This window comes from Cryobacterium sp. MLB-32 (assembly GCF_000738085.1).
Lineage (GTDB): Bacteria > Actinomycetota > Actinomycetes > Actinomycetales > Microbacteriaceae > Cryobacterium.
Genome location: NZ_JPRS01000055.1, coordinates 1 through 10,448, shown reverse-complemented (window position 1 = coordinate 10,448; position 10,448 = coordinate 1). Strand labels below are relative to the sequence as shown.

9 protein-coding genes and 1 pseudogene are annotated in these 10,448 nt (G+C 65.6%); all 10 read left to right on the top strand.

Translation table 11 applies throughout. From position 1 onward, the window contains the following. Window positions 1-60 precede the first annotated feature (60 nt). The 10 genes and pseudogenes from JF66_RS07895 to JF66_RS07855 all read left to right on the top strand — a co-directional run bounded on the left by JF66_RS07895 (window position 61) and on the right by JF66_RS07855 (window position 10,150). Window positions 61-921 (top strand): nitrilase-related carbon-nitrogen hydrolase, encoded by an 861-nt coding sequence (locus JF66_RS07895; RefSeq protein ID WP_035876827.1) that lies wholly within the window; start codon window positions 61-63, stop codon window positions 919-921. A gap of 67 nt (window positions 922-988) precedes the next feature. Then, complete coding sequence (gene hydA / locus JF66_RS07890) at window positions 989-2,437, top strand: dihydropyrimidinase (RefSeq protein ID WP_035876824.1); 1,449 nt, start codon at window positions 989-991, stop codon at window positions 2,435-2,437. Between the two features lie 24 nt (window positions 2,438-2,461). After that, window positions 2,462-3,478, top strand: a complete 1,017-nt coding sequence (locus tag JF66_RS07885; protein ID WP_035876820.1) for a TIGR03842 family LLM class F420-dependent oxidoreductase — start codon at window positions 2,462-2,464, stop codon at window positions 3,476-3,478. Between the two features lie 10 nt (window positions 3,479-3,488). Beyond that, window positions 3,489-4,379: an ABC transporter permease gene (locus JF66_RS07880; protein ID WP_035876819.1), complete on the top strand. Its 891-nt coding sequence runs from the start codon at window positions 3,489-3,491 to the stop codon at window positions 4,377-4,379. Continuing rightward, the gene (locus JF66_RS07875) at window positions 4,376-5,218 is read left to right on the top strand and encodes an ABC transporter ATP-binding protein (RefSeq protein ID WP_035876817.1); all 843 of its coding nucleotides are present in this window, start codon (window positions 4,376-4,378) and stop codon (window positions 5,216-5,218) included. Before JF66_RS07880 ends, JF66_RS07875 begins: the two co-directional genes overlap by 4 nt. After that, entirely contained in the window at window positions 5,215-5,994 is a 780-nt protein-coding gene (locus tag JF66_RS07870) for an ABC transporter permease (RefSeq protein WP_231556347.1), read from the top strand. The genes JF66_RS07875 and JF66_RS07870 overlap by 4 nt, the downstream gene beginning before the upstream one ends. Window positions 5,995-6,066: 72 nt before the next feature. Further along, window positions 6,067-6,318: pseudogene (locus tag JF66_RS25270) on the top strand (ABC transporter substrate-binding protein); the annotation flags it as partial. Window positions 6,319-6,380: 62 nt separating this feature from the next. Continuing rightward, window positions 6,381-7,217: an ABC transporter substrate-binding protein gene (locus tag JF66_RS07865; RefSeq protein ID WP_369797969.1), complete on the top strand. Its 837-nt coding sequence runs from the start codon at window positions 6,381-6,383 to the stop codon at window positions 7,215-7,217. A 74-nt stretch (window positions 7,218-7,291) separates the two neighbouring features. Then, the gene (locus JF66_RS07860) at window positions 7,292-8,623 is read left to right on the top strand and encodes an aspartate aminotransferase family protein (RefSeq protein WP_197059359.1); all 1,332 of its coding nucleotides are present in this window, start codon (window positions 7,292-7,294) and stop codon (window positions 8,621-8,623) included. A gap of 33 nt (window positions 8,624-8,656) precedes the next feature. Further along, window positions 8,657-10,150, top strand: a complete 1,494-nt coding sequence (locus JF66_RS07855) for a CoA-acylating methylmalonate-semialdehyde dehydrogenase (protein WP_035876814.1) — start codon at window positions 8,657-8,659, stop codon at window positions 10,148-10,150. Window positions 10,151-10,448 lie beyond the last annotated feature (298 nt).

Genomic DNA, 10,448 nt, shown 5'->3' with positions numbered 1-10,448 from the left:
ACAAAACCGGACAACGCAGTCCGATGGAGTGTGACGTTCTGAACCAGTGGAGGCAACAGCATGAGCGACGGCAACAACATAGTTCGAGCGGCCATTACCCAGGCCACCTGGACAGGGGACGAAGAGTCGATGATCGTGAAGCACGAGGGATTCGTGCGCAGCGCCGCAGAACAGGGCGCGCAGATCATCTGCTTTCAAGAGCTTTTTCACGGACCGTACTTCGGCATCGTGCAGGATTCCAAGTACTACGACTACGCACACCCGATTCCGGGGCCGCTGGTGGCGCGCTTCCAGAAACTCGCCGCCGAGCACAACATGGTTATCGTGCTGCCGGTCTACGAGGAGGACCAGCCCGGCGTGCTGTACAACACGGCCGTGGTGATCGACGCCGACGGCACCGTGCTTGGCAAGTACCGCAAGCACCACCTCCCTCACCTGCCGCAGTTCTGGGAGAAGTTCTACTTTCGTCCCGGCAACCTGGGCTACCCGGTCTTCGACACCAAGGTGGGCAAGGTGGGCGTCTACATTTGCTACGACCGACACTTCCCCGAGGGCTGGCGTGAGCTGGGCCTGAACGGTGCCGAGATCGTGTTCAACCCCTCGGCCACCAAGCCCGGGCTGTCGAACCGGCTCTGGGAACTCGAACAGCCCGCAGCGGCCGTCGCCAACCAGTACTACATCGGTGCGAACAACCGCATCGGCAACGAGTCGGATGAATTCGGCGACGAGGCCGTGACCTTTTACGGCAGCTCGTACTTCGTCGACCCGCAGGGCAACTATGTCGGCGACGTGGCCTCCACGGGCACGGAAGAGATCGTGATTCGTGACCTCGACCTCGGCCTGATCCGCCAGGTACGCAACTCGTGGCAGTTCTACCGGGACCGCCGCCCGGATTCCTACAAGAACATCACGGCGCCGTAATGTGCAGGGCCGTGAGGGTATCCACCCAGGTCTCGACAGGCTTGACCAGCGGGACGCAGAGGATGTCATGAAGACACTCATTAAGAACGGTACGGTCGTCAATTCCACGGGAAGCGCCCTCGCCGATGTGCTCATCGACGGCGAAACCATCGCCGCGGTGCTCTCGCCCGGGTCTCGGCTGCTGGGCTTCGACGTGGAGAACAATGTCGACACCGTGATCGACGCGCGGGGAAAATACGTGATCCCCGGCGGCATCGACGCCCACACGCACATGGAGATGCCCTTCGGAGGCACCCAGGCGAGCGACACCTTTGAGACCGGCACCCGGGCCGCGGCCTGGGGCGGCACCACGAGCATTGTGGATTTCGTTGTCCAGTACGCCGGCGAGAACGTGATCGATCAGTATCAGAAATGGCAGCAGAAGGCCGCCGGTGAGTGCGCGATCGACTACGGCTTCCACCAGATCCTCTCGGATGTGCAGGACTCCTCGCTCACCGCGATGGACGAACTCGTCGCCGAAGGGGTCTCGAGCTTCAAGCTGTTCATGGCCTACAAGGGCGTCTTCCTGAGCGATGACGGTCAGATCGTGAAGGCCATGCAGCGGGCCGCCACCAACGGCAGCATGATCATGATGCATGCCGAAAACGGCAGTGTGATCGACCTGCTCGTGCAGCAGGCTGTCGCCGCCGGAAACACGAGTCCGCTCAACCACGGCCTGACCAGGCCGTGGCAGGCCGAGGAGGAGGCCACGCACCGGGCAATCATGCTCGCCAATCTCACCGGCGCGCCCCTGTACATCGTGCACGTCTCCGCCAAGCAGGCGGTGGACCAGATCGCGCAGGCCCGGGACAACGGACAGAACGTGTTCGGGGAGACCTGCCCGCAGTACCTCTATCTTTCACTCGAAGACAACCTCGGCGCCCAGAGCGAAGAGTGGGGCAGCTTCGAAGGCGCGAAGTGGGTCTGTTCCACGCCGCTTCGGGCCAGGGCCGAGGGGCACCAGCACCACATGTGGCAGAGCCTGCGCACGAACGACATCCAAATGGTGTCGACCGATCACTGCCCCTTCTGCATGAAGGGCCAGAAAGACATGGGCCTGACGGACTTCTCCAAGATCCCCAACGGCATCGGCTCCGTCGAGCACCGCATGGACCTGCTCTACCAGGGCGTCGTCGACGGCAAGATCACCCTCGAGCGCTGGGTGGAGGTGTGCTCCACCACACCGGCGCGCATGTTCGGAATGTACGGGCGCAAGGGAGTGATTCAGCCCGGTGCCGACGGCGATGTCGTGATCTACGACCCGAACGGGCACACGTCCATCGGAATGCCGGAAACGGGAAAGCAGAAGACCCACCACATGAACATGGACTACTCCGCATGGGAAGGCTACGAGATCGACGGCCACGTGGACACCGTGCTCTCGCGCGGCAAGGTCGTCATCGACAACAACCAGTACCTCGGCACCAAGGGCGACGGCCGCTTCATCAAGCGCGGCCTGAGCCAGTACTTGATTTAGCAGCAGTCTGATTGAGGGGACGATATGGATTTCGGAGCAGTTCTTCAGACCAACCCGCCGTCGGCGCGCACCGTGCAATTGGCGAAACTCGCCGAGGCGCACGGCTTCAGCCACGTCTGGACCTTCGATTCGCACCTGCTCTGGCAGGAGCCGTATGTGATCTACAGCCGGATACTCGCGGAAACCAACCGCATCACGGTCGGGCCCATGGTGACCAACCCGGCCACCCGTGACTGGACCGTGACGGCGTCAACCTACGCGACGCTCAACGAGATGTACGGCAATCGCACGATCTGCGGCATCGGTCGCGGTGACTCTGCGGTGCGCACCACCAACGGGGCGCCCACCACACTGAAAACCCTGCGGGAGGCCGTTCACGTGATTCGTGAGCTCGCGAACTCCCGTTCCGTGGAGCACAACGGGGCTACTCTGCGATTCCCCTGGAGCACCGGTTCGAGCCTGGAGGTGTGGGTGGCAGCCTACGGACCGCTCGCCCTCAAGCTCGCGGGCGAGGTGGGCGACGGCTTCATTCTGCAGATGGCCGACCTCGACGTGGCCGAGTGGATGATCGCATCCGTGAGGGAGGCGGCCGCGAATGTCGGCCGCGACCCGCAGTCCATTAAATTCTGTGTGGCGGCACCGATGTACATCGGCGACGACTGGGCGCACATGCGCGACCAGTGCCGCTGGTTCGGCGGCATGGTGGGAAACCACGTGGCGGACATCGTGGCCAAGTACGGCACCGATTCGAAGGTGCCCAAGGCTCTCACGGACTACATCGCGGGTCGGGAGGGCTACGACTACAACGAACACGGCAAGGCGGGCAACAGCCACGCCGCCTTCGTACCCGATGAGATCGTGGACCGCTTCTGTCTGCTCGGCACCGCCGCGGACCACATCGAGAAGCTGCAGGCCCTGCAGAAGATCGGAGTCGATCAGTTCGCGGGCTACCTCCAGCATGACAACAAGGAGGAAACCCTGCGCGTCTACGGCGAAACCGTGATCCCCGCCATGGCCCAGCACATCGTGGCGACGTCGTGACCTCGCTGACATGACCCCCGCGCGTCGATCGGTGGTGCCGGTGCGTCGGCTGCTCCTCGGCGCCCTCGGAGTTGCGCTGCTCGCCCTGCTCTGGGAGACCTACACATTTCTCGGACCGGTCGACGGCGTCGTGCTCGGCGGGGTGACAGTGCTGCCGCGCACGAGCGATCTCGCCATGCCGCACCTGTGGGTGATGGCCGAGCGTATCGTGCAGCCGGTGACGGGTGCAGCATCCGCTGTTCCGCTGTGGCAGGCGGTGCTGTCGGCCGCGCTCTTCACCCTCGGCATCGCGGCCGTGGGTTGGCTCGTGGGGGTCACTGTCGGCCTCGGCCTCGCGCTGCTCATGCAGCGGTTCCGGATCGCTCAGTCGGCGGTGCTGCCGTGGATCATTCTGAGCCAGACCGTGCCCCTCATCGCGATCGCGCCACTCGTGCGGCGTTGGGGAGCGCAGATTCAGTTCGCCGATTTCAGCTGGGAGAGCTGGATGTCGGTGGCGCTGATCGCCTCCTACCTCGCCTTCTTCCCGGTGGCGGTTGGCGCGCTCCGCGGCCTCACGTCGCCGGAAGCCCACCACGTTGACCTGATGCACTGCTATGCCGCGGGCTGGTGGACAACCCTGTGGCGCCTGCGCCTGCCGGCCAGCGTCGGTTATCTGCTGCCGGCACTGCGGCTCGCCGCAGCCAGCGCCGTCATCGGCAGCGTGGTGGCGGAGGTGTCGATCGGGCTGCGCGGCGGAATCGGACGTCTCATCGTGGAGTACGCCGGTGCCGCGAGCAGTGACCCCGGCAAGCCCTGGGCGCCCATCTTCGGGTCCGTGCTGGTGGGTCTCGTGGCCGCGGGCTTCGTGGCGCTGCTCGGACTGTTCTTACGTCGTTTTCGCAGGGGAGAGGCTTCCGCATGAACCACGCTGTGAACCAGCCGGTGACCCAGGATGTGGCCTGTGCCGTTGAGGTGCGCGGGGTCGGCCGCGTTTTCGACGTACGGAAGGGGGCATCCGTCACCGCGCTCGAGGATGTGAGCCTCACCGTCGCCCCCGGAGAATTCGTGTCGCTGATCGGACCGAGCGGTTGCGGCAAGAGCACCCTGCTGCGCCTGATCGCCGATCTCGACACTCCCACCAGCGGCAGCATTGAGGTGTTCGGCAAGCCCGCCCGTCAGGCCCGGATCGATCAGGACTACGGCATCGCCTTCCAGCAGGCCGGATTGCTGCCGTGGCGCACGGTGGCCGGCAACATTGAGCTGCCGCTCGAACTGCACGGCATGGGAAAGACCGCGCGCCGGGCAAGGGCGACGGAACTCATCGCCCTTGTGGGCCTCACCGAATTCGCGAGCAGCTACCCCGACCAGCTCTCAGGAGGCATGCAGCAGCGCGTGGCCATCGCCCGCTCGCTCGCCGAACGACCGAGCCTGCTGCTGATGGACGAACCGTTCGGCGCGCTCGATGAGATGACCCGGGAGCGCATGCAGGACGAACTCGTGCGCATCTGCGCCGAGACGGGCGCCGCCGTGGTGTTCGTCACGCACTCGATTCCCGAGGCAGTGTTCCTCTCCGACCGGGTAGTGGTGCTGGAGCCTCGGCCCGGACGCATCCGTTCGGTGCTGAACGTCGGCCTCGGCGCGGCGGCCGCTCGCGGCGAAGACCTTCGTGAAGACGAGGGGTTCTTCCAGCTGGTCAGCCAGGTGCGAGAACTGTTGCACGGGGCGCCGGCCAGCGGTGTGCGCGGGGTCGAGACGCGATGACCGCCCGCAGACAGCGGATGTCGGCGCCGGTCGAAGCACTGCTGGCCCCGGTGCTTTTCGGGGTCGCCGCCATCCTGCTCTGGCAGGGCGCCGTGACCGCGCTCGCGATCAAGCCGTTCATCCTGCCGGGCCCGCTCGCGATCGGGGAGCAGTTCGGCGCCAACCTGCAGAATGTGCTCGACGGTATGGCCGTCACCGGACGCAATGCCCTGATCGGCCTCGTGATCGGCGCCGTGCTCGGGATCCTGCTTGCCGTGCTGTCGGCGCTGCTCGGCGTGTTCGATGAGATGGCGGCCCCGATCGTCGCCTCCATTGCGGTCGTGCCGATTGTGGCCCTGGCGCCGGTGCTCTATACGATGTTCGGTGCCGCCGCCGAAACTGCCCGGCAACTTGTGGCGGCGCTCGCCGTGTTCGTGCCGGTGTATTTCAACACGCTCAAGGGGCTGCGGCAGGTACCTCAGGTGCACCGCGACCTGATGCGAGCCACCGCGGCGTCGCGCTGGCAAGCCACCCGCACGGTCACGCTTCCCACCGCCCGGCCCTTCGTCTTCACCGGCCTGCGGATCGCCAGCTCCCTCGCCGTGATTTCTGCCCTGATCGCCGAGTATTTCGGCGGCCCTGTCGGCGGTCTCGGCAAGTCGATCACCTCGGCGGCGTCGAGCAGCAACTACCCCCTCGCCTGGGCGTTCGTGCTCGGGTCGATCCTGCTTGGCCTCACGTTCTATTGCGGCGCCCTCATCGTGGAGAAGCTGCTGACCCGCCGGCACGGCGGTTAGTTCAACCAGACACAACACAGCACCCGCACGGCACAGCACAGCATCCGCACCTATCCAGCACTGGAGGAAAAAATGAAACACAGCACACGATGGCTCGGTACGTTCGGAACCCTGGCCGCGGTCAGCGCGCTCGTGCTCACCGGATGCAGTGCCGGCGGCGATTCAGGAAACGCGTCGAGTGACACCCCGTCCGGCCTGACTCCGGTGACCCTGCAGCTGCAGTGGTCTGCCCAGGCCCAGTTCGCCGGCTACTACGCTGCTGTCGACCAGGGACTCTATGAGGCGGAGGGCCTCGATGTGACCATCGTGGAGGGTGGGCCCGACATCGTTCCGCAGGACGTGCTGGCCACCGGCGACGTGGACTACGCCATCTCCTGGGTGCCAAGGTGCTCGGCTCCATCGAACAGGGCGCGAACATCACCGATGTGGCGCAGATCTTCGAGCGCAGCGCCACCACCCAGATCTCGTTCAAGGACAAGAACATCACCAGCGCCGCCGACCTCGCGGGTAAGAATGTGGGCAGCTGGGGCTACGGCAACGAATGGGAGCTGTTCGCCGGCATGCAGAAGGCGGGCGTGGCCATCGGCGACATCAGCCTCGTGCAGCAGGCCTTCGACATGAACGCCTTTCTGTCGGGTGACATCGATGCCGCGCAGGCCATGACCTACAACGAATACGCCCAAGTACTGGAGACGGTGAATCCCGCTACGGGTGAGCTGTACCAGCCGGACGATCTCAACGTGATCGACTGGAACACCGAGGGCACGGCGATGCTTCAGGACGGCATCTGGGCCAACGCCGACAAGCTCGCGACCGATACGGACTACGCCGCCACCACGGTGAAGTTCATCAAGGCCTCGATCAACGGCTGGATCTACGCGGCGAACAACCCGGAGGAGGCCGCCGGCATCGTGACCGCCGCCGGTTCCGCGCTCCCGTCCGGCCACCAGCTGTGGATGACCAACGAGGTCAGCAAGTTGATCTGGCCGTCCACGAACGGTGTCGGACTGATCGACGAGGCCGCCTGGGCCAACACGGTGGACATCGCCATGAACACCCAGAACGAAACGGGCAGCACCATCATCACGGCGGCGCCGCCCACGACCGCGTACTCCAATGAATACGTACAGCAAGCGCTCGACGAACTCACGGCGGACGGCGTCGATGTGATGGGCGCCGACTGGACCCCGATCACCGTCACCCTGAAGGAGGGCGGCGAGTAAACATCCGTCTTTCGGTCGGGCGGCCGTGTCGAGAGAGCGGCCGCCCGGTCACCCACACAGAAAGAAGCACGCGCGTGAACGACACCACCACCCCCATACTCGGCCTGAATGAGCGCACCAGTGAGCTCGACCGTGCCCATGTTTTCCACTCCTGGTCCGCGCAGGGCGCGCTCAAGCCGCTGGTGATCGCCGGCGGCCTCGGCTGCCGCGTGTGGGACCACGACGGGCGCAGCTACCTCGACTTCTCGAGTCAGCTGGTCAACGTGAATATCGGCCACCAGCATCCGGCGGTCGTGAAGGCCATCGTGGAGCAGGCCAGTCTGCTCGCGACCATCGCACCGTCCACCGCCAATCTGGCCCGCGGCGAGGCGGCCTTGCGCATCGTGAACCGGGCACCGGAGGGCTTCAACAAGGTCTTCTTCACCAACGGGGGCGCGGATGCGAATGAGAACGCCATCCGCATGGCCCGCCTGCACACCGGCCGCGACAAGGTGCTCTCCACCTACCGCTCGTACCACGGCAACACCGGAGCGGCCGTCGTCGCGACCGGGGACTGGCGCCGGGTACCCAACGAATACGCCCGTGGACACGTGCACTTCTTCGGCCCCTTCCTCTACCGCAGCGAGTTCTGGGCGACGACCCCCGAGCAAGAGTCGGAGCGGGCACTGCGACACCTCGAGCGCGTGATCCAGAGTGAGGGATCGACGTCGATCGCCGCCGTTCTGCTCGAGACCGTTCCCGGCACGGCCGGCGTGATGCTGCCGCCGCCCGGTTACCTGGCCGGCGTGCGCGCGCTCTGCGATCGCTACGGCATCATGCTCATCCTCGACGAGGTGATGTGCGGCTTCGGGCGCACCGGGCGCTGGTTCGCCTTCGAGGGCTACGAGGTGACCCCCGACCTGATTACCTTCGCGAAGGGCGTGAACTCGGGGTACGTGCCGACCGGTGGTGTGCTGATCTCCGATTCGATCGCGGCCAGCTTCGACACCGCCGTGTTCCCCGGGGGCCTGACGTACAGTGGGCATCCGCTCGCCATGGCCTCGATCGTGGCGGCACTCGATGCGATGGACGATGAGGGCATCGTGGAAAACGCTGCTCGCATCGGACGCTCGGTGCTCGCGCCCGGGCTCGCCGCCCTCGCCGCGAGCCACCCGATCATCGGCGAGGTGCGCGGAGAGGGCGTGTTCTGGGCCCTTGAACTCGTCGCGGATCAGGACACACGCGAACCCGTGAGTGCGGCGGTGATGGCGCGCATCAAGACGGAACTTCTGGCCCGCGGCCTGCTGCCGTTCCTGATCGAGAACCGCATCCACGTGGTGCCGCCGTGTGTGGTGACCGACGCGGAAGTTTCCGAGGCCCTCGTGATCTACGACGAGGTGCTCTCCCTCGACCTGCTCCATTCCTGACCGACGATCCGACCGACGACCTGAAGGACTGCAATGACTATCGTGCTCAACCACTGGATCGGCGGCGCCGAGAGCGCCGCGACCTCCACCCGCACCGCACCGGTCTACAACCCGGCCACCGGCGCGGTCGCCAAGAACGTGCTGCTCGCCTCCGCCGCTGATGTCGACGCTGCCGTCGCCGTCGCGTCGGCAGCCTTCCCCGGCTGGCGGGACACCAGCCAGGCCAGGCGGCAGACCATCATGTTCGCCTTCCGCGAGCTGCTGAACGAGCGCAAGGGCGAGCTCGCCAACATCCTCACGGCCGAACACGGCAAGGTCACCTCCGACGCGCTCGGCGAGATCACCCGCGGCCTCGAGGTCGTCGAGTTCGCGCTCGGCATGCCGCACCTCTCCAAGGGCGAGTACTCCGAGAACGTCTCGACCGGTGTTGACGTGTACACGCTGCGCCAGCCGCTCGGCGTGGTGGGCATCATCAGCCCCTTCAACTTTCCGGCGATGGTTCCGCTGTGGTTCTTCCCGCTCGCCGTCGCCGCGGGCAACGCGGTGGTGCTCAAACCGAGCGAGAAGGACCCCTCCGCCGCCAATTGGATGGCCGCCCTCTTCACCGAGGCCGGGCTGCCCGACGGCGTCTTCAACGTTGTGCACGGCGATAAGGAGGCCGTCGACGCCCTGCTCGTGCATCCCGACGTGCAGGCCATCTCGTTCGTGGGCTCCACGCCGATCGCGCGCTACATCTACGAGACCGCCTCGGCTCACGGCAAGCGGGTGCAAGCCCTTGGCGGCGCAAAGAACCACATGCTGGTCCTGCCCGATGCCGACCTCGACCTGGCAGCGGATGCCGCAGTGAACGCCGGGTTCGGATCCGCCGGTGAGCGCTGCATGGCGATCAGCGTGGTCGTGGCGGTTGAACCGGTCGCCGATGAGCTGGTGGCGAAGATCACGGAGCGCATGAGCGGGCTGCGGGTCGGCGACGGCATGCGCGGCTGCGATATGGGCCCGCTGATCACCGAGGCCCACCGCGACAAGGTGGCGTCGTATATCGACCTCGCGGCGACGGACGGTGCGGATGTCGTGGTCGACGGACGCAACGTCGACGTCGACGGCGAGGCATCCGGTTTCTGGCTCGGCCCCACCCTGTTCGATCGGGTGAGTGTGGAGTCGAAGGTGTACATGGACGAGATCTTCGGCCCGGTGCTGTCGATCATTCGAGTGGCCAGCTACGCCGAGGGGCTCGCACTGATCAACGCCAGCCCGTATGGCAACGGCACGGCGATCTTCACGAACGACGGCGGCGCGGCCCGACGCTTCCAGAATGAGGTTCAGGTGGGAATGGTGGGCATCAACGTGCCGATCCCCGTGCCGGTGGCATCGCACTCTTTCGGCGGGTGGAAGAACTCGCTTTTCGGCGATGCCAAGGCCTACGGCGCGGCCGGGATCGCCTTTTTCACGCGCGAGAAGGCCGTCACGAGCCGCTGGCTCGACCCGAGCCACGGAGGGATCAACCTCGGGTTCCCCCAGCATGACTGACGCGCCGAACGCCTAGCGCCGCACGAGTGCGAGCCCTCTTTCTGCCCCTCGTCGGGGGTGCGGAGGGGGCTTGACGCTTGCCCGTAAAAGGACGACCTTGGTTTCACCATCATTCGGGATGGCCACAGCGGAGGCAGATTCATGACAAAAGTATGGAGGAAGACCGCGATCCTGGCGGTACTGCTCATGGCAACGAGCGGCGCACTGGTCGCCTGTTCCACGTCAGGTGGCGGAGGAACAAGCACATCCAGTTCGGACGTGGTCAAGATCGGACTACTCCTGCCGGAGTCGAAGACGA

Excerpts from the sequence above, each read along its gene's own strand:
- JF66_RS07895 (WP_035876827.1), top strand. The coding sequence starts at position 61 with ATGAGCGACGGCAACAACATAGTTCGAGCGGCCATTACCCAGGCCACC.
- hydA (WP_035876824.1), top strand. The coding sequence starts at position 989 with ATGAAGACACTCATTAAGAACGGTACGGTCGTCAATTCCACGGGAAGC.
- JF66_RS07885 (WP_035876820.1), top strand. The coding sequence starts at position 2,462 with ATGGATTTCGGAGCAGTTCTTCAGACCAACCCGCCGTCGGCGCGCACC.
- JF66_RS07880 (WP_035876819.1), top strand. The coding sequence starts at position 3,489 with ATGACCCCCGCGCGTCGATCGGTGGTGCCGGTGCGTCGGCTGCTCCTC.
- JF66_RS07875 (WP_035876817.1), top strand. The coding sequence starts at position 4,376 with ATGAACCACGCTGTGAACCAGCCGGTGACCCAGGATGTGGCCTGTGCC.
- JF66_RS07870 (WP_231556347.1), top strand. The coding sequence starts at position 5,215 with ATGACCGCCCGCAGACAGCGGATGTCGGCGCCGGTCGAAGCACTGCTG.
- JF66_RS07855 (WP_035876814.1), top strand. The coding sequence starts at position 8,657 with ATGACTATCGTGCTCAACCACTGGATCGGCGGCGCCGAGAGCGCCGCG.